We start from the raw sequence: 23,215 nt of genomic DNA, 5'->3' as shown, positions 1-23,215 counted from the left end.
CCGACCTCGGGGCCGGGTCAGCGCTCGGCGCGCTGTGGGCGCACACCGCTCTGGATGGCTTCCCAGACACTCCGGCCGGTCTGACGCAGCGCCTGGCCGGCCTGGCCGGCCAACTGCCCTGCCCCGACACCCGGCGACTGTCCCCGCCCCGGCTCCCCGTCACCTGATCCGGTGCCACTTCGGCCGATCCCACCATCGCCACCACCGGTAGCGGTGGTGGTCGCACCAGCCGGTGCGGCACCGCGGGCCCCGGTCTCCGTCGCGGACGCGACCGTCTCCCCCGAGTCGGCCGTATGCGTCGGCGTCGCACCGGCCGGCCAGGCATTCTCACCGCTCTCCGGGCCCACCTCCTCGGGCGGGACGTCCGCCGGCCGATCGCCGGTGGACGGCGCAGCCCGGACAAGCGGGTCCACCGCGGCGGGTCCGGTCCGGTCGAGCACCTCACCGGTCTCGGCCACCTCCTCCACGACCGGCCCGGCGACCCGGCCGGCCGCCCGGTGCACGTCGTCGACCGTCACTCCGACGGAGCGGGCCAGCGCGTCGATCAGTTGCGGGTTGCGGTCGATCGTCGTCAGCGCCCGGTCCAGGATCTGCACCAGCTTCTCCAGCCGTACCTTGAGCAGGGCCTCGGCCCGGACCCCGGTGATGTCCAACTCGACGCCCTCCAGGTGCACCCGCACGCCCGCGTCGAGTTGGAGCAGGTTGGCCAGCCGGGCACGCAGCGAGAGGTCCGCGTCGAGCCCGTCGACCGTGAGCCGGATCTCGTCGACCGACAACTCCGGCACGTCGAGCAGGACGTCCGGCTCCGGTTCGGCCGCAGTCCGGGAGGCGGTCGGCTCCCGGGCCCGTTCGGTGGCTCCGCTGTCGCTCATGCTCCGCTCCCCCATCGGTCGGTCCGGGCCAGCGGCGGTTACCCGCTTTCGGATCCGACATCCGCCGGGCGGTTCACGGTCGGGAACTGGCGTTCCCGCTGTCCGGAAGCAGCCGAAAGCAAAGCTGCACAGCGAGACATCAGCCGGTATGGTCCGGGCTTATGGGACAGGAGATGGCCGATCCGGATGAGGTCCGGCAGGAATCCGACCGCTTCTACCTCCGCAGCAGCATCCTCGTCCCGGCATCCGGCGAGCGGGCGTACGCCGTCTTCACCGGCGCGCTGGCCGACTGGTGGGTGCGCGAATACACCTGGTCCGGGCCGGAGGCGCTGGCCGGGCTCGGGGTCGAGCCGAGGGCCGGCGGCATGCTCTACGAGATCGGCCCGTACGGCTTCCGCAACGACTGGGGCCGCGTGCTGACCTGGGATCCGCCCCGCCGGCTGGTCTTCACCTGGCAGATCGGGCCGGACCGGGTGCCGGTGCCGGACCCGGCCCGGGCCAGCGAGGTGGAGGTGCTCTTCCACCCGGAGGGCCCCGACTCGACCCGGGTGGACGTCGAGCACCGTTACTTCGACCGGCACGGCTCGGCCGCCGAGGGCTACCGCGAGGCGCTCACCGCCGGCTGGCACGAGCTGCTCTGCCGCTACCTGGCGACGGTCACCCGGACCACCGACTGACCGACCGCCACGCGACCGCGCGGCTCAGCCGGCGATGCCCCGGCTCGCGCCGCTGCCGGTCAGTCCGGTGTCGCCCAGGTCGGCCCGGCGGCCCGCGGCGGCGCCCGAGCCGAAGCCACCCCCGGCGAGCCGGCGGCGCGGGGCGGTACGCAGTCGCGGGTACGTCTCGGCGAGCCGGCGCTGGACGCGGTCGGAGCGGTCGGCGAGCACCAGCGCCACCGACGGCACGCCGGCCTCGGCGGCGGCGCCGGCCTCGGCCGCGCGGAGCCGCTCGGCGATCACCTGGGCGAAGCCGGCCAGCCAGGTGCGCCGGAACGCGGCCGGGTGCTCCCCGACCGGCACGGCGGCCCCGGCCAGCCCGTGCGCCGCCTGGACCAGCAGCGAGGTGAAGAGCAGCTCGACCCGCTCCAGGTCGCTGGCGAAGCCGAACAGGTGCATGGCGAAGCCGTTGCCGTGGCGGCGGCGGACGCAGCGGCAGCGCAGCGGGTCGGCGACGGCGGCGAGCAGGCCGGCCTTGTCCCGGGCGTACGGGGCGACCACTTCGACCGTCCGGTCACCGACCGGGTCGACGGCCGGGTCCCGGGCGGCGAGCAGCGCCCGGTCGACGCCGTACCGGGCGATCAGCTCGGTGGCCTTGGCCATGAACGTGGCCGCCTCGGCGGGCGTGCAGGCCGGGTCCTCGGCCTGGGCGAGCAGCTTGCGCACCTTGCTGAGCATCGCCTCGGACATCAGTCAGGGTTACCACAACGAGGCGACGGCTGGTCAGTCCTCCCGGCTGCGCAGCGTGGCGATGGTCGAGCCGGCGAGCGTGAGCAGGCAGTCGGGCAGCAACCCGTCGGCGGCTGCCGCACCGAACAGCGCCTCGCCGGTGTCGGCGTCGTCGTTGGCGTACGCGCTGACGAAGCGAGCCACCCAGCGGGTGTCGTAGTCGGCCTGGTCGATGTCGGGGAAGTCGAGCGCGGCGGCGCCCGCCGGGGCGTCCTCGCCGAGCATGGTGGCGGCCAGGCACCAGGCCACCCCGTACGCACCGGCCAGCCCGGAACGGTCCACCACCGCGTCGAAGGCGCCGACCACACCGGCGCCGTCGCCGGCCAACGCCGAACGGAGCACGGCGGTGGCGTCGTCCAGCGTCTGCTGTGCGTCATCGGTCACCTGCGGAACAGTAACGTCGGGGGTCAAGCGGTGACCCGGAACCAGCATGTCGATCACCGAGAGTGATACCCGCAGTCGGGGTGCCGACGGAGCCCGGTCCACAGTCCCGCGTGCCGCGCCGGCACGCTAATGTGCGCAGCGGACCTTCGCCGGAGGAAGGACGACCATGCTTGGAAATCGCACGTCGCGCGCGGCCCTGTCCATGGCCTGCGCGGCGCTCCTGCTCGCTACCAGCGCCTGCGGGAGTGACGAGCCGAAGGACGCGGGCACCACCCAGGTCCGCCTCTACGGCACCGACGGCAACATGCAGAACTCCTTCGCCGCGGAACTCAAGGACCGGGCGAATCTCCTCAACGGCATGAAGGGCACCACCCCGCTCACGCCGCTGCCGGAGAGCTTCAAGGAGCGGCTACGTAACGTCAATCCGAAGCTGACGGACTACCTCTACTCCGCCGAGTCGTACGACGCCGTGGTGATCAGCGCGCTGGCGGCCCAGCTCGCCGGCACCACCGCGCCGGCCGAGATCGCCAAGCAGATCGTCGGCGTGACCACCGGCGGCCAGCGCTGCGACGAGGTGGCCGTCTGCCTCCAGCTCGCCCGTGCCGGCCAGGACCTGGAGTACCGGGGGGTGTCGCTGACCCGGGCCGGTTTCACCGACAACGGTGAGCCGGCCACCGCGAGCTACGGCACGCTGCACTTCGACAACCAGCAGCTCGACGACGCGAAGACCGAGTTCGTCGGCGCCGGCGAGGAGTCCGGGGCGAGCACCAAGTCCCCGCCGCGCGGCCGTAAGCCCCGCGCCGGCAAGGCGAAGGACGCGCCGCTGGTGCTCGGCGGCCTGCTGCCGAAGACCGGTGACCTGGCGTTGGCGTACCCGCCGATGGCCGCCGCGGTCACGCTCGCGGTCAACGAGATCAACGCCGGCGGTGGGGTGCTCGGCGAGCCGGTGAAGTTCGTCGAGGGCGACGACGGCACCAACCCGGCGGTGGCGAAGGCGACCGTGGCCACGCACGTCGCCCAGGGCATCCCGGTCATCATCGGCGCCGGCGCGTCCGGCATCTCCCGGGCGGTGCTGCCGGACGTGGTGGCCGCCGGGCGGATCCTCTTCTCGCCGTCGAACACGGACGCGGGCTTGAGCACCGTGGACGACAAGGGGCTCTACTTCCGCACCGCCCCGCCGGACAGCCTCCAGGGCCGCGCGCTGGCCGACGTGATGCTGCGGGACGGCCCCCGCAAGATCGTGCTGCTGGCCCGTAAGGACTCCTACGGCGAGGGCCTCCAGGAGAACGTCCGGGCCGAGCTGGAGAAGGCCGGGGTCGGGGCGGACCGGGTCAAGCTGCTGACCTACACGCCGCCGGACGACCCGAAGACGCCCGTCGACTTCACCGGCATCGCCGGGGACATCAAGAGCTTCGGCCCGGAGGCCGTGCTGGTGATCGGATTCGGCGAGTCGGCGACCGCGATCACCGCGCTGGCCGACGCCGGGGTGCAGATCCGGAACTGAGCCCGACGAGCATCGAGGGCCGCGCCGGGACTTCCCGGTGCGGCCCTCGGCGTTCGCGGTTCAGCGCGCCCGGCGCCGCTCCAGGAACTCGGTCATCCGCCGGTGCTTCTCCTCGTCCTCGAAGAGCACCGCCTGGCTCAGCAGGTCGAGCTGCGGGTGCGCGGCCGGCGGCGCGTCCACCGCCAGTTTGGTCAGCCGCAGCGCCAACGCCGAGCCCTTGGCCATCTCGTCGAGCAGGCCGTGCGCGGTGGGCAGCAGTTCCGCCGGGTCGTCCACCACCCGGTTCACCAGGCCGATCCGCAGCGCCTCGTCGGCGTCCACCCGCCGGCCGGTGAAGAGCAGCTCCTTGGCCCGGGCCTCGCCGATCAACGCCGGCAGCCGGTAGGTCGCGCCGGCGCCGGCCAGGATGCCCAGCCGCACCTCGGGCTGGCCGAAGACCGCCCGGCCCGTGCACACCCGAAGATCGCAGGCGTACGCCAGCTCGGCGCCGCCGCCCAGCGCCGGGCCGTCGACGGCCGCCACGGTGGGCATCGGCAGCGCCCGGATACGCGCGAAGACGCCCTGGTTGATGGCGGCCAGCGCGTCCAGCCGGCCGCGTTCGCGGAGCTGCCCGATGTCGGCGCCGCCGGCGAAGATGCCCGCCGCCCCGCCGGTGAGCAGCATCAGCCGGGGACGTGCCTCCAACTCGGCGCAGACCGCGTGCAGCTCGCCGACCAGGTCGGCGTCGATCGCGTTGCGCTTCTCCGGCCGGTCCAGCGTGACCACGAGCCGGTCCGGCAGTTCCTCGATCCGCAGCCCGTTCATCGCTTGACGCCGCCTTCCCAGGTGTAGAAGCCCTGCCCGGACTTCTTGCCCAGCTTGCCGGCGGCGACCATCTCCGCCAGCAGCGGCGGCGGCGCGAAGCGGTCGCCGTACGCGGCCTGGAGCGTCCGCGCGATGTCGAGTCGGACGTCCAGCCCGACCAGGTCGGTCAGCTCCAGCGGGCCCACCGGGTGCCGGTAGCCGAGCACCATCGCCTTGTCGATGTCGGCCGGGGCGGCCACCCCGTCGGCCACCATCCGGATCGCCTCCAGGCCGAGCGTGACGCCGAGCCGGGAGGTGGCGAAGCCGGGCATGTCGCGTACCACGACGGGGTCCTTGCCCAGCCGGCCGGCGAGCGCGACCGCCGCCCGGGTGGTCTCCGGCGCGGTGGCCGCGCCGACCACGACCTCCAGCAGCGCCATCGCCCAGACCGGGTTGAAGAAGTGCAGCCCGAGGAAGTCCGCCGGGCGGTCCAGCCCGTCAGCCAGCTCGGCGATCGGGATGCTGGAGGTGTTGCTGCCCAGCAGCGCCGGCCGGCGGCCCTCGGCCTGGCGGAGCACGGCCCGCTTGAGGTCGAGGCGCTCCGGGACCGCCTCCACGATCACGTCCGGTCCCTCGGCCACCTCGGCCAGCCCGGCCCGCAGGGTCACCCGGACCCGGTTGGCGGTGGCCGCCTCGGCGGTCAGCTTGCCCCGCTGCACGGCGCGGTCCCACAGCTCGCCGAGCCGCCGGACCGCGTCGGCCCCCCGGTCGGGGTCCACCTCGACCAGTTCGACCGCGTACCCGGCGCCGGCCGCCACGTACGCGATGCCGAGGCCCATGGTGCCGGCCCCGACGACCACAAAACGACCACTCATCGTGTCCCCTCGCCGCGGCGGTGGCGCGCGGGGTCTCCGCCGCGCCGGGCCGGCCGCTCGCTCGTCCCTGGATGCGACCCTATGCAGGACGAGCCCGCCGGGCATGCGTGGGGGCCGGCCGGATGGGGTAAAGACCGGCGTCAACGCCGAAGGAAGGAACGAGATGAGCCAGGCACCGGAGAGCGCGGAGCGCACCGAGACGGTCGAGACGCGCGGTGACGAGCGGGTGGACCTGCTTCGTGCGGACACCAACAACGACGGCAAGACCGACGTGTGGGTGGTGGACACCGACGGCGACGGCAAGGCCGACCTGTTCCAGTTCGACACCGACGGCGACGGCAAGGTGGACATCACCATGGTCGACATCGACGAGGACGGCACGCCGGACGAGGTGGTCGACGGCGACGGCGGCCTCCCCCCGGAGGAGACCACCCCCACCGTCCAGGTCTGAGATACAAGGAGGGGCCCCTTCTTATCGCGTAGGCGATAGAAGGGGCCCCTCCTCAACGGCGTAGCGCCAGCGTGGCGAGGTAGTACGGGCGGTCGGTGTCGTCCACGTCGGTCAGTCGCCACGGGGAGCCGTGGACCAGCTCGGCGAACTCGTCGGGCGAGCACACCAGGTAGTCGAACCACTCGGTGCCGAGCAGCCGGTAGCGCAGCCGCAGCCGGAGCTGCCCGCCGAGCCGGCCGCGCCGCCGATTCGCCTCGTGGTAGCCGGTGTGCACCGGATCGGTGGTGCCGTACGGGTCGGTGCCGTGCGCGATCACCCGCGCGCCGGGACGGGCCAGCGCGGCGAGCGCGGCCAGCAGCGCGGGTGCGCGCTCGCGCCCCTCGAACAGGCCGAGGTTGTTGCCGAGCAGCAGGAACGTGTCGTAGCGCCGGCCGTCCGCGACGTGCTCGTCGACGGTGCCGTGCACCAGCTCGCGGACGCCCCGGTGGCGGCTGACGCGCAACGCGCCGAGCGAGGTGTCCAGCCCGGTGACCGGCACGCCGCGCTCCTGGAGGTGCAGCGCGATCCGGCCGGCGCCGACGCCGACGTCGAGCACGTGCCCGTGCACCCGGTCGACCGCCCGGTGGTCGTGCGGCTGCCACTGCTGCGGCGGGTCCAGGTAGTGCCCGGCGGGCGCGCCGTTGACCAGCCCGTCGTCCCGTTCGATGATCTCGATGACCGGCCGTGGCAGCCGTCCACCGGCCATCGGCCGGGGGCCGACGCCGGTGGCCACCGCGTACGCGTCGCGGATCATCTCGCCGAACACGTCGCCGATCGTGGGCTCCCCGGTCATGGGTGCACGCTATCCGGGCTCGGTTCCGCCGTCGCAGCCGTATCCTGGGCGGCGTGACCGACCTGGACCGCCTGGCGGCGGAGAAGTACGTCCTGCTCACCACGTTCCGCAAGGACGGCCGGGCGGTGCCGACGCCGGTGTGGGCCGTGCGCGACGGCGACGCGTTGGCGGTGTGGACGGTGTCCGACTCCGGCAAGGTGAAACGGATCCGGCGGGACGGCCGGGTCACGGTGGCGCCGTGCGACGTGCGGGGCCGGCCGCACGGCGAGGCGGTGCCGGGGCACGCGACGATCGACGACCCGGAGAGCACGCGTCGGGTCCGTGGGCTGCTCAAGCGCAAGTACCGGCTGATCGGCCGGTTGAGCCTGCTGGGCAGCCGGTTGCGGCGGGGCGAGGGCGGCACGGTGGGGCTGCGGATCGTGCTGGACGCACCGACCTCCGGACACGATTGAGGGCGGCGGATCGTCGCTGTCGCGACGTCCCACCGCCCCTGATCGGAACGCCTGAGAGATCGTCCGGGTCGTCAGTCCCCCTGACGCTGCTGGGGGATCTGCCCCTGCAGCAGGGCCCGAACCTCCGACTCGCGGTAACGGCGGTGGCCGCCCAGGGTCCGGATGGCGCTGAGCTTGCCAGCCTTGGCCCACCGGGTCACCGTCTTCGGGTCGACACGGAACATCGACGCCACCTCGGCCGGTGTGAGTAGCGGCTCGGGTTCGTGCGTTCGCGATGCCATCGGGGTCACTCCTCCACATGTATAGACATCGGCCGGGGTCCCGCCGGCCGACGCGTCTCCCATGGTCCGGCTAGTCCCCGATGTCCGACATGGGCCGAACGGCTGAAGGTCCCTAGACGGACGGATGAACCATGCCCGATTTTTACGACTTTTACACCGCAGAAACCACCTTATTAGGACTCATGATCACGGTTCGTGATGCGTCAATTACGAGACACTCTCGTAGTGCCCGCCAGGGAAGGGGGCAAACCGGGTGTCAGTTGCAGCGCTCCAGGAGCTGCACCGCACGCCAGCGGGCGACCAGCTTGTCGTACGCCGCCGAGGCCTCCTCGGCCTCGCCCCGGGACAACCCGGCGAGGCCCGCCGCGACCAGCTCGGTCGAGTCGTCGGCCGCCAGCGTCTCGTCCGGCAGCAACTGCACCAGACCGCCGTAGTCCAGCTCCACCACCGAACGCGGGTGGAACTCCTCCAGCCAGCGGGCGGCCTCCTCGACCGCCTCGGTGATCGGCGCCTCGCCGACCGACTTGCGCAGCACGGACAGCGCCCGGGACGAGCGGCGGCGGGCCTTGGAGATCTCCGTGCGGTAGCGCAACGCGCGTCGTTCCGGCTCGGTGACCAGGTGCCGCTCACCGGCCTCGAACAGCACGAACCACCGCAGCGGCACGCCCCACGTGGCGACCTGCTCGTGGACCCGGGGCACCCCGTGCTCCAGCACGCGCGCCCCGCTGCGCCAGTCCTCCACCACCGCCTTGGCCTGACCGGCCAGGACCGGCGGCACGAACGCGTCGGCGAGCACCGACGGCACCCCGTCGCGGGCGCTCAACGCCGCCTCGGCGACCCGGATCCGCAAATTCCAGGGGCAGACCAGCAGCGCGTCGTCGGATTCCAGCACGTACGCCTCGTCGGGCAGGTCGGGCAGCCGGGTCCAGCCCGCGCCGAGCGCCTCGATCACCGAGGTGCGCTGCCGGCCCGGCCCGTCCAGCGGGGCGATCGCCCGGCCCTCGCTGACGTACCGGCGCCAGTACGACTGCCGGTCCCGGTCGAAGGCGGTCAGCGGCTCGTACACGCGCAGGTATGAAGCGAAGAGCGACGGCACGGCGCGATCCTCCCACGAGACGGGGCCGTCCGTCGCCGCCGTCACACCGGCGGCGTGACGTGCGCGACAGCACGGTTCCGGCCGATATTAGGCTCAACGGCACCGGCACCATCCCGCCGGCGTGCCACCGAAGGTTCCGCGCCCCACAAGGGCGCACACCGACACAGGAGTCAGCCATGGGCGTATTCGCCAGCACCGACGACCCGTCATCCTCGGGTCACGAACAGGTCGTGTTCTGCCAGGACAAGCAGTCCGGCCTGAAGGCGATCATCGGGATCTACTCCACCGCGCTGGGCCCCGCCCTCGGTGGCACCCGGTTCTACCCGTACGCCAGTGAGGCCGACGCCCTCGCCGACGTGCTCGACCTGTCGCGGGGGATGGCGTACAAGAGCGCCCTGGCGAACCTGGACCTGGGCGGCGGCAAGGCGGTCATCTGGGGCGACCCGGAGCAGCTCAAGAGCGAGGCGCTGCTGCGCGCGTACGGCCGCTTCGTGGAGTCGCTCAACGGCCGGTACTACACCGCGTGCGACGTCGGCACCGACGTCAGCGACATGGACATGATCGCCCGGGAGACCCGCTACGTCACCGGCCGCAGCGTGGCGCACGGCGGCGCGGGGGACTCCTCCGTCCTCACCGCCTGGGGCGTCTACCAGGGCATGCGGGCCGCCGCCGAGCACGTGTGGGGCAGCCCGACGCTGGCCGGCCGCCGGGTCGGCGTGGCCGGTCTGGGCAAGGTCGGCAAGTACCTGACCGCGCACCTGTTGTCCGACGGTGCGGAGGTCGTGGCGACCGACGTCAACCCGCGTGCCCGGGAGTGGGTGCACGCCACCCACCCGCAGGTCACCCTGGTCGACGACACCGCCGCGCTGGTCGCGTCCGACATCGACGTGTACGCCCCGTGCGCGCTGGGCGGCGCGCTGAACGACGAGACCGTGCCGGTGCTGCGGGCCAAGGTGGTCAGCGGCGCGGCGAACAACCAGCTCGCCCACCCGGGCATCGAGAAGGTGCTCGCCGACCGGGGCATCCTCTACACGCCGGACTACGTGGTCAACGCCGGCGGCGTGATCCAGGTCGCCGACGAGATCGAGGGCTTCAACTTCGAGCGGGCCAAGCTGCGTGCCACCCGGATCTTCGACACCACCCGGGAGATCCTGCGGCTCGCCGACGACGAGGGCGTTCCGCCGGCGGTGGCCGCGGACCGGCTCGCCGAGCGGCGGATGGCCGAGGTCGGCCGCCTGCGCACCATCCACCTGCGGTGAACCGGTGCCCGGGGGCGGGCGTCGGTCCACCCCCGGGCCGCACCCGGGCCCGAGTTGGGCGTTAAGCTGTTTTTGGTGTTTACGTAGCAGTTCGTCCGCTGTCACGGCCGGCCCCGGCATTCACTCCTTACCGGGTACACTGTGTGACGGCCGGAACACTGCGACGCGCAGGGCCGGTCGACGGTGACCCGAGGTGCCGAACGGTGGCATCCCCATGTACCGTAAGAGCCACGAGAGATGCCTGACGTCATCGGGGCCCGCCTTCGGGCTGCCCCGCATTCTGTGCGAGGGGGTCGAGCCATGGGGCGCGGCCGTGCTAAGGCCAAGCAGACGAAGGTGGCCCGGGAGTTGAAGTACCACTCCCCGAACACCGACCTAACCGCCTTGCAGCGTGAACTGGCGGGTAGTGGTAAGTCTGAGCACAACTTCGACGACGACTACAAAGAGTATGTCGACGACGATGACGAGGACCACGCGGACGACGATCCGGACCCCTGGGCCCGTCCGACCCGCTGACCTCCGGTCACATCTGAGCACGCGGTAGCCCCCGCGTGCTCACGTATGTGCTCAGCCGGAGCCGACGGAGCACCGACGATCAGGGACCTGCCGCACCCGGGACGCCTCCCCGGCTGCGCCGGCAGGTCCTTGATCGCGGACCCGGCACTCAGCGCGGCCGGTTGTTCCAGTTGTAGAACGTCGGAATGTTCTCGAAGTGGTTCCACGCGCACACCGCGGTGCCGCCGTCGCCCGGCGCCTCCGCCCGCAGCAGGCGCGCCGCCTCCGCCTCGTGGAGCAGCGCGGTCAGCCCCGCGGCGGCGTCCCGCACCCGGCCGGCGACCGTTTCCCGGTCGGTGTCACTGGTGATCTCGGGCATGCTCCAACACTCCCTCCAGTAGGCGGATCTTGCTGTTGCGGCAGTGCTCGGTCTCCGTGCCGTCGAACCGCCCCTGCTCGAAGTAGCGGTTGGCGGCGTGGCCCCCGCCGCAGAAACCGAAGTACGGACAGGACGCCCGGCACGCCTCCACGCCGGTGAGGAACTCGCCGACCCAGGGCGTCCGCCCGGCACCGGCGAGGATCTCGCCCAACGGGGTGACCAGCACGTTCCCGCTGCCGAAGTCGCCGTACCGGGGATCGGTGAAGCCGGCCAGCTCCGGCGAGAGCACCACCACCGAGCCGTCGTGGCCGACCGTCGGGATCGGGTCGAGCCGACGGGGCAGCAGATCGTCCGCGGCGCCGGCCAGCACCGCGCCGGCGTACCGCAGCGACCACTCCACCTCGCGCAGGTGGATCCGGGGATCCCGACGCCAGGCGGCGACCAGCTCGGCCCAGAACCCGGTGACCGAGGCGCCGTCCCGGGCGTTCGAGCGGGTGTTGACCCCCTCGGTCTCCTCGATGTTCACGCCCAGCACCTCGCAGCCCAGGTCGAGGAAGTAGGCGTACAGCTCGGCCGCCAGGCCCGGCTCCGGCCGGGAGACCACCGCCAGGGCCGAGAACGGCAGGCCGTGCCGGCGCAACGCCGCCGCCCCGGCCACGATCCGGTCGTACGCCGGCCGGCCGCCCCGGGTCACCCGCTCGGCGTTGCGCGCCCGCGGGCCGTCCACGCTCACGCTCACCCGCACCCGGTGCTCGGCGAAGAACGCGCACCAGGCGTCGTCGATCAGCGTGGCGTTGGTCTGCACGTGGTGCTCGACCTCCGCCCCGAACGGGGCCAGCAGCGCGGCCAGGTGCTCCCGGCCGGCCGCGAGCGGCTCCCCGCCGTGCCAGACCACCGAGCACCGCCCCTGGGCCGCCCACCGGTTCACCGACGCCGCCACCGCCTCGGCGACCGCCACCGCCATCCGCCGGTCCGCCGCGCGCAGCGGCAGGTAGCAGTAGGCGCAGTCAAGGTTGCACAACGTGGTCGGCTGCATCACCACGTACGAGGGGACGGCGGCGATGCCGCGCATCCCTCCGGGCGGGCGTGCAGCCATCGAACCTCCCCCGCGCGCCGGAAAACCGAACCTTCAGGCTAGGCGGAGGCGGCCACTCGGGTGAACCCCCGATCAGGTGCCCGGCTGATCAGCACAGGGTGACCAGCGTGATCAGCCCCGGGTGTGCTGCCCGACCATCTGCACGTTGCCGGAGCCCTCGATGATCTCGCCGGCCTGCCACGCGTCGACACCGCGACCGGTCAGGGTGGCCAGCGCCCGGTCGGCGTCCTCCGCGGCGACGATGGCGAACATGCCGACGCCCATGTTGAACGTCGACTCCATCTCCGGGTCCTCGATCCGGCCCTTGGACTGGATCAGGTCGAAGATCGGCTGCGGCTTCCAGGTCGACCGGTTGACCACCGCGTCGACGTGCTCCGGCAGCACCCGGACCAGGTTGCCCGGGATGCCGCCGCCGGTCACGTGGGCCAGCGCCCGCACCTCGGCCTCGGCGATCAGCTTGAGGCAGTCCTGCGCGTAGATCTTGGTCGGGGTGAGCAGCTCCTCGCCCAGCGTGCGCTGGCGGCCGAAGTCCTCGATCACCACGTCCAGCCGCATCCGGCCGGCGCCCAGCAGCACGTGCCGGACCAGCGAGTAGCCGTTGGAGTGCAGGCCGGAGGAACGCATGGCGATCACCACGTCGCCCACCTCGACCCGCTCCGGGCGGAGGATCTCGCTCTCCTCCACCACGCCGACGCCGGTGGCCGAGATGTCGTACTCGTCCGGGCGCAGCACGCCGGGGTGCTCGGCGGTCTCGCCACCCAGCAACGCACAGCCGGCGTACCGGCAGCCGTCGGCGATGCCGGCGCCGATCTCGGCGACCCGGTCCGGGACGACCTCGCCGGTGGCGATGTAGTCGAGCAGGAACAGCGGCTCGGCGCCGCAGGCGACCAGGTCGTCGACGACCATGGCGACCAGGTCGATGCCGACCGTGTCGTGGATGTCGAGCTGCTGGGCGATCACCAGCTTGGTGCCCACCCCGTCGGTGGAGGAGGCCAGGATCGGGCTCTTGTACTTCTTCGTGTCCAGCCGGAACAAGCCGGCGAAACCACCCAGGTCACCCATGACCTCCGGGCGCCGGGTCTCCCGGACCTTGGACTTGAGCAGCTCGACCGCGCGGTCGCCCGCCTCGATCGACACCCCGGCGTCGGCGTACGAGACCGAGCGTTTGCGCTGCGTGCGGCCGGACCCCGCCGACCAGGGCTGGCGGTCGCCGCCGGCGCCCGTCGGGCTGGATCCTGCGCCGCTGCGCTCGGACACGTGCGTCACGGTTCTCCCCTTTGTGGTTCCGCGGGGCCGGAACGCCGGACCCGCGTCGGTGGTGCTACGGGTGATGGGTCGGTGTGGCGACGAGCGGGCCGGTGGGCTCGGCCGCCTCGGCGACGACCCGGCGGCCCACTCCCTCGAGCACATGCTTGCCGATCAGGTTCCCGGCCGGCAGTTCGATCGGGTACTCCCCATCGAAGCACGCCCGGCAGAGTCGGGTCTTCGGCTGCTCGGTCGCCGCGATGAGACCGGGCAGCGAGACGTAGCCCAGCGTGTCGGCGCCGATCGACCGCCGGATGCCGTCGTTGTCCAACCCGTTGGCCAGCAGCTCGGCCCGGGTGGCGAAGTCGATGCCGTAGAAGCAGGGCCAGCTGACCGGCGGCGAGGAGATCCGCACGTGCACCTCCAGCGCGCCCGCCTCGCGCAACAGCCGGACGATGGCCCGCTGGGTGGTGCCCCGGACGATCGAGTCGTCCACCACCACCAGCCGCTTGCCGCGGACGTTCTGCCGCAGCGGGTTCAGCTTGAGCCGTACGCCGAGCGCGCGCAGCGTCTGCGAGGGCTGGATGAACGTGCGCCCGACGTACGGGTTCTTCATCAGTCCCTGGCCGTAGGTGATGCCGGACTCCTCGGCGTAGCCGATGGCCGCCGGGGTGCCGGACTCCGGCACCGGGATCACCAGATCCGCCTCGACCGGGTGCTCCTTGGCGAGCTGGCGGCCGATCTGCACCCGCGCCGCGTGCACGTTCCGGCCGGCGATGGTGGCGTCCGGCCGGGCGATGTAGACGTACTCGAAGAGGCAGCCCTTGGGCTCCGGCGCGGCGAACCGGCTGGAGCGCAGCCCGTCCTCGTCGACGGCGATCAGCTCGCCCGGCTCCACCTCGCGGACCACGCTCGCGCCGACGATGTCCAGCGCGGCGGTCTCGCTCGCCACCACCCAGCCGCGCTCCAGCCGGCCGAGCACAAGCGGGCGCACGCCGTGCGGGTCACGCGCCGCGTAGAGCGTCGACTCGTCCATGAAGACGAAGCTGAACGCGCCGCGCAACTGTGGCAGCACCTCCAGCGCGGCCGCCTCGACCGAGAGGTCGGGCCGGCTGGCCAGCAGCATGGTGACGAGCGACGTGTCGTTGCTCGACCCGTCGGAGTCCAGACCGCGGGCGGACACCTCGCGCTGCAACTCGGCGGTGTTGACCAGGTTGCCGTTGTGGGCCAGCGCGATCGTGGTGCCGGCGCTGGTGGCCCGGATCGTCGGCTGGGCGTTCTCCCAGGTCGAGCCGCCCGTGGTCGAGTAGCGCGCGTGCCCGATCGCGACGTGCCCGCGCAGGCTGGCCAGCGTCGGCTCGTCGAACACCTGGGCGACCAGGCCGAGATCCTTGTAGACCACCACGCCGGAGCCGTCGCTGACCGCGATGCCCGCGGCCTCCTGGCCGCGGTGCTGGAGGGCGTAGAGCCCGAAATAGGTAAGGTTCGCGACTTCCTCGCCGGGCGCCCAGACACCGAAGACGCCGCACGCGTCCTGGGGGCCGGGTCGCTGGGGGTCAAGGTCGTGGCTCAGCCGGCCATCGCCTCGGGGCACCTGCCGCTCCCTCGTGCTGGGGGGTCTGGACTGGCCTGGCGGAGTCGGGGGGCAGCTCCGCACCGTGGGCCGGGACCGTCGTCGGCCACCAGTGTACGCGAACCCGCGTCGCCACCGACAGTCACGAGATGTCCGCTGAGCGTGGCTCGGAACGCCGGTGCCGGGCGGTTAAATCGGGAGGTACGCGGAGAGGTCGGCGCGGTTGCCGGAGACCCGGACGCGACCCTCGGTGACCGCCTCCATCCAGCCGAGCCGGCCGGTGGCGACCGACAGCCAGGTGCCCGGGTCCATCTCCACGACGTTCGGCGGGGTGCCCCGGGTGTGTCGCGGCCCGGCCACGCACTGCACCGCGCCGTAGGGTGGGACGCGCACCTCCACCGATCGGCCGGGAGCGCGCTCCGTGAGGGCGGTCAAGAGCATCCGGACCGCTTCCCGGAGCACCGGCCGTTCGGGCGTACGCCCCTCGTCCAGTGCCGCCAGAGCGGTGAGCACCGAGTCGGAATAAGCGTGCGGAGAGGACACGACGGGACGATACGACCCGGCAGAAGGCGGCCCGACGCCGGCCCTGGGTAGAGATGATCCGGTCAGACAAGGCATAGTTGCCGACGGCGTAATTCGTACCGTGAGTGATCAACCCGGCCGGACCGGCCGGCGGGAAGATCAGACCCGGAAGGCGGTGGACGTGTCCACACACCGACGTGCCTGGAAGCATCGGGCCGGTGTGGTCGTAGCGCTGGTCTTCGGCGCCCTGCTCACCGTCCCCGCCACACCCGCCCTCGCGGCCGACGTCAGCGTCTCGCCGGGCTCGGTCACGCTCAACGCCGGCAGCGACACCACGGTGACCGTCCGGGTCACCCCGGGCGAGGGCGACCAGAACGCGCAGATCGGCATCACCGGCCTGCCCTCCGGCGTCAGTTGCGTCTCCGGCTGCGGCCAGGTCAACTTCGCGCCGGGCAACCCGATGCCCAAGACGCAGCTGCTCACCATCCGCGCGAACGACAACGCCGGGGACGCCAACGGCTCGGTGACCGTGCAGGTGCAGCCGGACAAGTCCGACGCGGCGACCGGCAACTTCAACCTCACCGTCAAGGGCAAGGCCGCGCCGCCGCCGCAGCAGCCGCAGACCGTCAAGACGGTCTCCGGCAAGGTGGTCGACTCCAACGGTGAGCCGATCTCCGGCGCGCTCGTCATGCTGCGCGACAGCGCCGGCAAGGAACGCCGGACGAACACGAACGGCAGTGGCAACTTCAGTTTCGGCGGCTCCGCCGACAACCCGATCGCGCCGGGCCGGATCGACCTGGGCGCCTCCGCGGACGGCGCGACCCCGAGCGCCAAGTCGATCAACGCCGCCGCCGGCCAGTCCGTGACCGGCGTCCGGCTCAACGTGGCGCTCAAGGCGTCGGCCAGCCCGAGCGCGACGCCGTCGGCCAGCGAGTCCGCTCCGCCGTCCGAGGAGGTCACCGAGGAGGAGGCCACCGACGGCCCGGCCACCGAGGCCCCGGCCGCCCAGCAGCCGACCGGGGCCAGCGAGGACTCCGGCGGCTTCGGCAACTGGCTGCTGATCCTGCTCGGCGGGCTCTTCGTCGCCGTCGGCGTGGGCACCATCGTGCTGCTCTACATGCGCCGCAAGAACGACGAGGGCGACGGCGACGGTCCCGACGGGCCGGTCGGTCCGGGCGGTCCCGGCGGCGGCGCGGCGGGCGCGGTCCCCGCGGCCCACGGTGCCTACCGGGGCGTGGACGACCAGACCCGGGTGGTCAACGGCATGGGCGCCGGGCCGGCTCCGACCATGGTCGGGGGTGCCGCGATGAGCGAGGCGCCGACCATGCTCCAGCGCCCGGTGGTGGACGACGTCCCGCCGGACCCGTACGGCGCGCCCCCCGGGCCCGCGTACGGCGTCGGGGCGGGGCAGGCCGGCTACGGCTACGGCGACGACGCGCCCGGTCAGGGCGGCTACGGCTACGGCAACGCGCCCTCCTCGGGTGCCGGCAACGGCTACGGTAACGCCCCTTCCTCGGGCGGCGGCTACGGCAACGGCCCGTCCTCCGGCGCCGGCTACGGCAGCCCCGACTACGCGGCCGGTGCTGCCGGGGCGGCCGGCGCGGCCGGCTACGCCGCGGCCCAGGGCGGCGGCGGGTACGCCAACGAACGTTTCGACGAGCCCACCGGCCGCTACACCGGCGACAGCACCCAGTACGCGCCGGCGGCCGACCCGTATCCGACCAGCACCTACCAGCCGGAGCAGGGTCGGGGCTACGACCAGCCCGGCCCGGGTCAGTACGGCCGGGGCGCGGAGCAGGCCGACGGCTACGGCGCCGGCGGTGGCTACGGGGCCGCGTCGGGCGGCTACGACGGCAACCCCGCCGGTGGCTACGACGGCGGCCGGCAGCCGGGCGGCTACGGCGCTGCGCCGACCGGTGGCTACGGCGCTGCTCCGACGGGCGGCTACGACAACGCCCCCGCCGGCGGCTACGGCGATGCCCCGGGCTACGGCGACAGCAGGCCGGGCGGCGGCTACGACAACGCCCCGATGGGCGGCTATGACGGTGGCCGGCAGCAGGGTGGCTACGGCGACGCGCCGGCCGGCGGCTACGACAGCAACCCGACCGGCGGCTACGACGCCCGCCAACCGGGCGGCTACGAGGCCGGCGCGGCCGGCGGCTACGGCAACGGGCCCGGCGGCTACGACGGCAGCCACCAGCAGGGCGGCTACGACCAGCGTGGCGGTTACGGCGACGGCTACGGCCAGCAGGGCGGCTACGCCCAGTCGGGCGGGTACGGCCAGGAGCCGCCGCAGCAGCGCGGTCCCGGCTACGACAACCCGGGCGGCTACCCCGACGATCCGGCGCAGGCCGGTCGAGGCCGTGCCGACGGTACGCCGGAGCGGGGCGGGCGACGCCTCGACTGGTTGGACGACTGACCCACCTTCCTCGTGCCACCCGTGGCCGTCCGGCACCCGCCGGGCGGCCACGCTCGTCAGGTCACCAGAGCGCCGGTCCATCGGCCCAAGATCTTGGTACGGCACGGCCCTTCCGGATGGTCTCGTGCCAAGATCTTCAGTCGTCCCGAACAGCAGGGTGCTGATCCCGAGAAGCGCGAAGGTCGCCGAAGGCGAGGAGACTGTCAGGCGGGGGCGAAGTAGCCCTGGCGCAGCACCGGCACCACGTCGGAGACACCGATCTCGGCGGCGACCTCGACATCCTCGGCGAACCCGCCCTCGGCCAACTCCCGGCCGGAGACGCAACCCCGCACCGCCGCCGGCACGTCGGGCGTGCTGGCGAGTGCCGCCAGCGCCATGGCCGCCTCCACCGAGAGGCCACCCGGCACGCCGGCCAGGGCGTCCAGCACGCAGGCGGCCCCGAGCTGGTCCTCCACGCTGGGGCGCAGCGACCCGTCCGGCCAGCGCTCACCGGCGGCCACCACGCCCACGGCGGCGTCGTTCGTGCCGTACCCCTGGTGGCGGAGCCATCGCCCGACGGCGCGTGCGTTACGCAGGCACGCCGCCACCACCGGCATCCCGGTGGCGCTCGCGGCGGCGCTGATCGCCGAGCCGTTGGGCGACGGCAGCACCAGGTCGGCGACCACGGGTGCGGTCCGCAGCGCCGCCGGGGAGAGCGACCACGGATGCTCCGGGGTCGTCTGCCGGCGGCCCACCGCGGCGACGGCGCCGACCCGGCGGGCGTACTCGGCCGCCTGCTCGCCCCACGGGAACGGGTGCACCCGTGAGCCCCGGCTCACCGCCACCTCCACGGCGGTGGTGAACGAGAGGACGTCCACCACCACCAGGACGGCGCAGACCCGGCCGAGTTCCGCCGCTCCGGTCAGGCCCCAGTCGAATCGGGCGCCGGCGCCGGGCTGCGTGAAGACGCCCACGTTCGTGACCTCAGCGCTGGTCCGGCTCACCGGCAGCCGGGCGGGCATCGCCCGGGGTGGAGTCGGACGGCGGCCCGGTGACCTCCGCCGGGGACGCCTCGGCCCGTCCCGTGGCCGGCCCGGCCGGTTCGTCGTCGACGCGCGCCGGAGCGGACCCGCCGGACTGCGCCTCGGCCCGCGCCGGAAGCGACCCGGAGGACCCGGTGTCGCCCCGCGACGGGTCGGCGGAGTCGGTGCCAGCCGCCGTCGCGGTCGGACCCGTCGGCGGCGCGTCCCCGGCTTCGGGCGAGCCGACTCCCGCTTCGGGCGAGCCGGCTCCGGCCTCGGGCGAGACCTGCCGGGCCGGGGCGGACCCGGTGCCCGCGTCCGCCCGCGTCGGGCCGCCCGACGGTGCCGGCGCTTCCGCGTCCGGGGCCGTACGGGCGATGGGCTCCGCGTCGACCCGGGCCGGATCCACCCCCACCGGCTGCTCGGCGGTCGCCGGCAGCACGGTGGTGGTGCCGGTACGGGTCGCCGCCACCTCCACCCGCGGCGCCTCGGCGTCGCCGAACAGGCGCGGCAGCGTCGCGCTGTGCGCCTCACGCAGCTCGTCCAGGCCGACCCGGAACTGGCCGCGCACCTCCAGCGCGCCACCGGCCGGGTCGGTCACGCCGATGTACTCCCACGGCACCCCACGCTCGGCGCAGAGGGCGGTGAACGCCTTCTCGTGCCCGCGCGGCACCGACACCAGCACCCGGCCGGCGGACTCGCTGAACAGGAACACGAACGGCATCGAGCCGTCGGCGAAGTGCTCCGGCAGGGTGATCCGGGCGCCGACGCCGCGACGCAGGCTGGACTCGACCAGGCTCTGCGCCAGGCCGCCGTCGGAGAGGTCGTGCGCCGAGCTGACGTGCCCCACCCGGGCCGCCTCGGCCAGCAGCTCGCCGAGCTGCCGCTCGCGGGCCAGGTCCACCTGCGGCGGGATGCCGCCCAGGTGCTCGTGGGTCACCCAGGCCCACTCCGAGCCGGACAGCTCGACGTGCGTCTCGCCCAGCAGGAAGAGCTGGTCGTGGTCGCCGGCCGGCCGCGGCACGAAGCCCATCGGCACCCGCGCGGCGACGTCGTCGAGGATGCCCAGCACGCCGACCACCGGGGTCGGGTGGATGGCCGCCGCGCCGGTCTGGTTGTAGAAGCTGACGTTGCCGCCGGTCACCGGGATGCCCAGCTCCAGGCAGCCGTCCGCCAGGCCGCGCACGGCCTCGGCGAACTGCCACATCACGCCCGGGTCCTCCGGCGAGCCGAAGTTGAGGCAGTTGGTCACCGCGATCGGCTTCGCGCCGGTCACCGCCACGTTCCGGTACGCCTCGGCCAGCGCCAGCTTCGTCCCGTGGTACGGGTCGAGGCGCGCGTACCGGCCGTTGCCGTCGACGGAGAGCGCGACGCCGAGACCGCTGCGCTCGTCGATCCGGATCACGCCGGAGTCCTCCGGCTGGGCGAGCACGGTGTTGCCGAGCACGTACCTGTCGTACTGCTCGGTCACCCAGGTCTTGTCGGCCAGGTTGGGCGACGCGATCATGCGCAGCACGGTCTCCCGGAGCGCGTCCGGGGTGCTCGGGCGGGGCAGCGTCTCGGCCCGGTCGGCCTGGAGCAGGATCAGGTCGGCCGGCTCCCGCATCGGGCGGGCGTAGACCGGCCCGTCGTCGACGAGCGAGCCCGGCGGCACGTCCACCACGAGCTGGTCGCGCCAGGTGATGACCAGCCGGCCCGGCCGGCCGTCCGGCGACGGCGCGGTGACCTCGCCGATGGCGGTGGCCCAGACGCCCCACTTCTCGGCGGTCTTGAGCACCGCCTCCAGCTTCTCCGGCGTGACGACCAGCAGCATCCGTTCCTGGGACTCGCTGGCCAGGATCTCGTGCGGCTCCATCGAGGGCTCGCGCAGCGGCACCCGCTCCAGCCACACCCGCATGCCGGTGCCGGCGGAGGCGGCGGTCTCGGTCAGCGCGCAGGTCAGGCCGGCGCCGCCGAGGTCCTGGATGCCGACGACCAGCTCGGCGTCGTACAGCTCCAGGCACGCCTCGATGAGCAGCTTCTCCATGAACGGGTCGCCCACCTGCACGGACGGGCGGCGCTGCTCGCTGCCCTCGTCGAAGGTGGCGCTGGCCAGCACCGACACGCCGCCGATGCCGTCGCGGCCGGTCCGGGCGCCCATCAGCACCACGATGTTGCCGGGGCCGGTGGCGTCCTTCTTCTGGAGCCGGTCGACCGGCAGCACGCCCAGGCAGAGCGCGTTGACCAGCGGGTTCCCCTGGTAGCAGGGGTCGAAGACCACCTCGCCGCCGATGTTGGGCAGGCCGAGGCAGTTGCCGTAGCCGCCGACGCCGGCCACCACGCCGGGCAGCACGCGGGCGGTGTCCGGGTGGTCGGCCGCGCCGAAGCGCAGCGGGTCCATCACGGCCACCGGGCGGGCGCCCATGGCGAGGATGTCGCGGACGATGCCACCGACGCCGGTCGCCGCGCCCTGGTACGGCTCGACGAAGCTCGGGTGGTTGTGCGACTCGACCTTGAAGGTCACCGCCAGCTCGTCGGAGACCCGGACCACGCCGGCGTTCTCCCCGATGCCGGCGAGCAGCCGGTCGCTCGGCGGCGCCTTCTCCCCGAACTGACGCAGGTGCACCTTGCTCGACTTGTAGGAGCAGTGCTCGCTCCACATGATCGAGTACATGGCCAGCTCGGCCTGGGTCGGCCGGCGGCCGAGGATCTGCCGGATCCGGTCGTACTCGTCGTCACGCAGGCCGAGTTCGGCGTACGGCTGAAGCTCCTCCGGCGTGCCGGCGGCCTGCGGCACGGTGTCCACGCCCGGCGCCCAGTCGTCGGTCGGGCCGGCCTGCGGCGACACGCCCTGCGGCGCCCGCAGGCCCGGATCCGGATGGGTGGTCATGACGTCTCCTTGCTGCGCTCGCCGTCGGGACGGCGGGTGAGCCGACCGATGGTCACGCCGGGGCCCCCACCAGGTGCTTGAGCACCGAGGTGAAGAAGCCGAGGCCGTCCAGGGAGGGGCCGGTGAGCGCCTCCACCGCGTGCTCGGGGTGCGGCATGATGCCGACGACGTTGCCGGCCTCGTTGGTGATCGCGGCGATGTCGCGCTGTGATCCGTTGGGGTTGCCACCGACGTACCGGGCCACGACGCGGCCCTCGGCCTCCAGCCGGTCCAGCGTGGCGGCGTCGGCGACGTAGCAGCCCTCGCCGTTCTTGACCGGGACGAGCACCTCCTGGCCCGGCTGGAACGTGTTGGTCCAGGCGGTGCCGGTGGCCTCGATCCGGAGGACCTGGTCCCGGTTGCGGAAGTGCAGGTGCTGGTTGCGGGTGAGCGCCCCGGGCAACAGATGCGCCTCGCAGAGGATCTGGAAGCCGTTGCAGATGCCCAGCACCGGCAGGCCGCCACGGGCGGCGTCCACGATCGTCTCCATCACCGGCGCGAACCGGGCGATGGCGCCACAGCGCAGGTAGTCGCCGTAGGAGAAACCACCGGGCAGGACGACGGCGTCCACGCCGTGCAGGTCCGGGTCGCCGTGCCAGAGCCGGACCGGCTCGGCGCCGGCGATCCGGACGGCCCGGGCCGCGTCCCCGTCGTCGAGCGAGCCGGGGAAGGTCACCACACCGACCCGGGCGGTCACGAGTGCGCGCCCGCGGTCTCGTCGGCCTCGACCACGCGGACCGTGAAGTCCTCGATGACCGGGTTGGCGAGCAGCTTGTCGGCGATCTCGCGGGCCCGGTCCAGGTCCGGTTCGCCGGTGAACTCGATCTCGATCCGCCTGCCGATCCGGACCGAGGCGACGTCACTGACGCCGAGCCGGGGCAGTGCGTTTGCGACGGCCTGGCCCTGCGGATCGAGGATCTCGGGCTTGAGCATGACGTCGACGACGACGCGAGGCACTGGGCACTCCTGACTGTGTACGCAGTTGGGTGCCGGCCCACAAACGGCCGAGCGCAGCCAGCCTACCTGGCAGATACCGCCCGACCCGCACCGGCCGGGGCCAGTTCGAACAGTGGAGGGCGGGACCGGGGAGACCGTTGCGCGTTCGTTGCGGCGTCGATACGCATTCGTTGCGCAGCGCATCCGCCCAGAGGCCCGGGCAACGGCTCTCACCAGGCGTTTCACGTCCCACCGCCGGGCGGACAGGGCCGACTTCCGACAGCGGGCCGGCGCGCCCCACACATCGATTCAACTCGATTGACATCTTGTGACGGGACTCGCCCCGACCGTAGCATGCATCGTCAGATGTCGATGCTAGTGATCGATGTCTCCCGCCGGCCCACCCC

23 protein-coding genes and 1 pseudogene are annotated in these 23,215 nt (G+C 73.2%); 7 read left to right on the top strand and 17 right to left on the bottom strand.

Features of this window, described 5'->3' with window-relative positions:
• Positions 1–17 precede the first annotated feature (17 nt).
• Positions 18–872 (bottom strand): hypothetical protein, encoded by an 855-nt coding sequence (locus OG767_RS02265; protein WP_405091929.1) that lies wholly within the window; start codon positions 870–872, stop codon positions 18–20.
• A 161-nt stretch (positions 873–1,033) separates the two neighbouring features.
• Between OG767_RS02265 and OG767_RS02260 the strand changes: the two genes are divergently transcribed.
• Complete coding sequence (locus OG767_RS02260) at positions 1,034–1,549, top strand: SRPBCC family protein (RefSeq protein ID WP_281933532.1); 516 nt, start codon at positions 1,034–1,036, stop codon at positions 1,547–1,549.
• Positions 1,550–1,573: 24 nt separating this feature from the next.
• On the opposite strand, the gene OG767_RS02255 is transcribed toward OG767_RS02260, so the two are convergent.
• Both OG767_RS02255 and OG767_RS02250 read right to left on the bottom strand, forming a co-directional pair.
• On the bottom strand, positions 1,574–2,278 hold the full coding sequence (locus tag OG767_RS02255) for a DUF2786 domain-containing protein (protein WP_405091928.1): 705 nt from the start codon (positions 2,276–2,278) through the stop codon (positions 1,574–1,576).
• 33 nt (positions 2,279–2,311) lie between these two features.
• Positions 2,312–2,701 (bottom strand): hypothetical protein, encoded by a 390-nt coding sequence (locus OG767_RS02250; protein WP_405091927.1) that lies wholly within the window; start codon positions 2,699–2,701, stop codon positions 2,312–2,314.
• A 166-nt stretch (positions 2,702–2,867) separates the two neighbouring features.
• Between OG767_RS02250 and OG767_RS02245 the strand changes: the two genes are divergently transcribed.
• The gene (locus OG767_RS02245; RefSeq protein ID WP_405091926.1) at positions 2,868–4,205 is read left to right on the top strand and encodes an ABC transporter substrate-binding protein; all 1,338 of its coding nucleotides are present in this window, start codon (positions 2,868–2,870) and stop codon (positions 4,203–4,205) included.
• A gap of 60 nt (positions 4,206–4,265) precedes the next feature.
• Here the strand turns inward: OG767_RS02245 and OG767_RS02240 are convergent, their stop codons facing one another.
• Entirely contained in the window at positions 4,266–5,009 is a 744-nt protein-coding gene (locus OG767_RS02240; RefSeq protein ID WP_405091925.1) for an enoyl-CoA hydratase/isomerase family protein, read from the bottom strand.
• On the bottom strand, positions 5,006–5,863 hold the full coding sequence (locus OG767_RS02235) for a 3-hydroxyacyl-CoA dehydrogenase family protein (protein WP_405091924.1): 858 nt from the start codon (positions 5,861–5,863) through the stop codon (positions 5,006–5,008). The genes OG767_RS02240 and OG767_RS02235 overlap by 4 nt, the downstream gene beginning before the upstream one ends.
• 163 nt (positions 5,864–6,026) lie before the next feature.
• On the opposite strand from OG767_RS02235, the gene OG767_RS02230 reads away from it, so the two are divergent.
• Positions 6,027–6,314, top strand: coding sequence for a hypothetical protein (locus OG767_RS02230; protein ID WP_107157979.1), 288 nt, complete (start codon positions 6,027–6,029; stop codon positions 6,312–6,314).
• A 52-nt stretch (positions 6,315–6,366) separates the two neighbouring features.
• On the opposite strand, the gene OG767_RS02225 is transcribed toward OG767_RS02230, so the two are convergent.
• A complete protein-coding gene (locus tag OG767_RS02225; RefSeq protein ID WP_405091923.1) occupies positions 6,367–7,146 on the bottom strand; it encodes a class I SAM-dependent methyltransferase in 780 nt (259 codons plus the stop codon).
• Between the two features lie 53 nt (positions 7,147–7,199).
• Between OG767_RS02225 and OG767_RS02220 the strand changes: the two genes are divergently transcribed.
• Positions 7,200–7,598 carry a PPOX class F420-dependent oxidoreductase gene (locus OG767_RS02220; protein ID WP_405091922.1) on the top strand — a complete coding sequence of 133 codons (399 nt, stop codon included), beginning with the start codon at positions 7,200–7,202 and terminating at the stop codon, positions 7,596–7,598.
• Positions 7,599–7,669: 71 nt separating this feature from the next.
• Here the strand turns inward: OG767_RS02220 and OG767_RS02215 are convergent, their stop codons facing one another.
• Positions 7,670–7,879 carry a BldC family transcriptional regulator gene (locus OG767_RS02215; protein WP_007073996.1) on the bottom strand — a complete coding sequence of 70 codons (210 nt, stop codon included), beginning with the start codon at positions 7,877–7,879 and terminating at the stop codon, positions 7,670–7,672.
• 256 nt (positions 7,880–8,135) lie between these two features.
• Entirely contained in the window at positions 8,136–8,975 is an 840-nt protein-coding gene (locus tag OG767_RS02210; RefSeq protein ID WP_107157982.1) for a hypothetical protein, read from the bottom strand.
• Positions 8,976–9,151: 176 nt separating this feature from the next.
• On the opposite strand from OG767_RS02210, the gene OG767_RS02205 reads away from it, so the two are divergent.
• Both OG767_RS02205 and OG767_RS02200 read left to right on the top strand, forming a co-directional pair.
• Complete coding sequence (locus OG767_RS02205) at positions 9,152–10,234, top strand: Glu/Leu/Phe/Val dehydrogenase (protein WP_405091921.1); 1,083 nt, start codon at positions 9,152–9,154, stop codon at positions 10,232–10,234.
• Positions 10,235–10,534: 300 nt separating this feature from the next.
• A complete protein-coding gene (locus tag OG767_RS02200; RefSeq protein WP_107157984.1) occupies positions 10,535–10,750 on the top strand; it encodes a DUF3073 domain-containing protein in 216 nt (71 codons plus the stop codon).
• Between the two features lie 148 nt (positions 10,751–10,898).
• On the opposite strand, the gene amcA is transcribed toward OG767_RS02200, so the two are convergent.
• From amcA to OG767_RS02175, 5 genes are all read right to left on the bottom strand, one after another.
• Positions 10,899–11,108 carry a multiple cyclophane-containing RiPP AmcA gene (gene amcA, locus OG767_RS02195; protein WP_281933550.1) on the bottom strand — a complete coding sequence of 70 codons (210 nt, stop codon included), beginning with the start codon at positions 11,106–11,108 and terminating at the stop codon, positions 10,899–10,901.
• Positions 11,089–12,180 carry a cyclophane-forming radical SAM peptide maturase AmcB gene (amcB, locus tag OG767_RS02190; protein ID WP_405094112.1) on the bottom strand — a complete coding sequence of 364 codons (1,092 nt, stop codon included), beginning with the start codon at positions 12,178–12,180 and terminating at the stop codon, positions 11,089–11,091. The genes amcA and amcB overlap by 20 nt, the downstream gene beginning before the upstream one ends.
• A 135-nt stretch (positions 12,181–12,315) precedes the next feature.
• Positions 12,316–13,470 (bottom strand): phosphoribosylformylglycinamidine cyclo-ligase, encoded by a 1,155-nt coding sequence (gene purM / locus OG767_RS02185; protein WP_281933554.1) that lies wholly within the window; start codon positions 13,468–13,470, stop codon positions 12,316–12,318.
• A gap of 55 nt (positions 13,471–13,525) precedes the next feature.
• A complete protein-coding gene (gene purF, locus OG767_RS02180; RefSeq protein ID WP_343444139.1) occupies positions 13,526–15,043 on the bottom strand; it encodes an amidophosphoribosyltransferase in 1,518 nt (505 codons plus the stop codon).
• Between the two features lie 168 nt (positions 15,044–15,211).
• A complete protein-coding gene (locus tag OG767_RS02175; protein ID WP_405094111.1) occupies positions 15,212–15,535 on the bottom strand; it encodes a sterol carrier family protein in 324 nt (107 codons plus the stop codon).
• A gap of 190 nt (positions 15,536–15,725) precedes the next feature.
• On the opposite strand from OG767_RS02175, the gene OG767_RS02170 reads away from it, so the two are divergent.
• The gene (locus tag OG767_RS02170; protein ID WP_405091920.1) at positions 15,726–17,963 is read left to right on the top strand and encodes a carboxypeptidase-like regulatory domain-containing protein; all 2,238 of its coding nucleotides are present in this window, start codon (positions 15,726–15,728) and stop codon (positions 17,961–17,963) included.
• Positions 17,964–18,166: 203 nt separating this feature from the next.
• Here the strand turns inward: OG767_RS02170 and OG767_RS02165 are convergent, their stop codons facing one another.
• From OG767_RS02165 to purS, 4 genes and pseudogenes are all read right to left on the bottom strand, one after another.
• On the bottom strand, positions 18,167–18,964 hold the full coding sequence (locus OG767_RS02165) for a 2-phosphosulfolactate phosphatase (RefSeq protein ID WP_405091919.1): 798 nt from the start codon (positions 18,962–18,964) through the stop codon (positions 18,167–18,169).
• 487 nt (positions 18,965–19,451) lie between these two features.
• Positions 19,452–21,833, bottom strand: a pseudogene (gene purL, locus OG767_RS02160) (phosphoribosylformylglycinamidine synthase subunit PurL); the annotation flags it as partial.
• 52 nt (positions 21,834–21,885) lie between these two features.
• Positions 21,886–22,569, bottom strand: a complete 684-nt coding sequence (purQ, locus tag OG767_RS02155) for a phosphoribosylformylglycinamidine synthase subunit PurQ (protein ID WP_405091918.1) — start codon at positions 22,567–22,569, stop codon at positions 21,886–21,888.
• Positions 22,566–22,829 (bottom strand): phosphoribosylformylglycinamidine synthase subunit PurS, encoded by a 264-nt coding sequence (purS, locus tag OG767_RS02150; RefSeq protein ID WP_107157991.1) that lies wholly within the window; start codon positions 22,827–22,829, stop codon positions 22,566–22,568. Before purS ends, purQ begins: the two co-directional genes overlap by 4 nt.
• Between the last annotated feature and the right edge of the window lie 386 nt (positions 22,830–23,215).

It is taken from the genome of Micromonospora sp. NBC_01392 (assembly GCF_045040125.1).
Classification (GTDB): domain Bacteria; phylum Actinomycetota; class Actinomycetes; order Mycobacteriales; family Micromonosporaceae; genus Micromonospora.
Note: the sequence above shows the minus strand (reverse complement) of the source record. Positions and strands in the feature narration are given on the sequence as shown.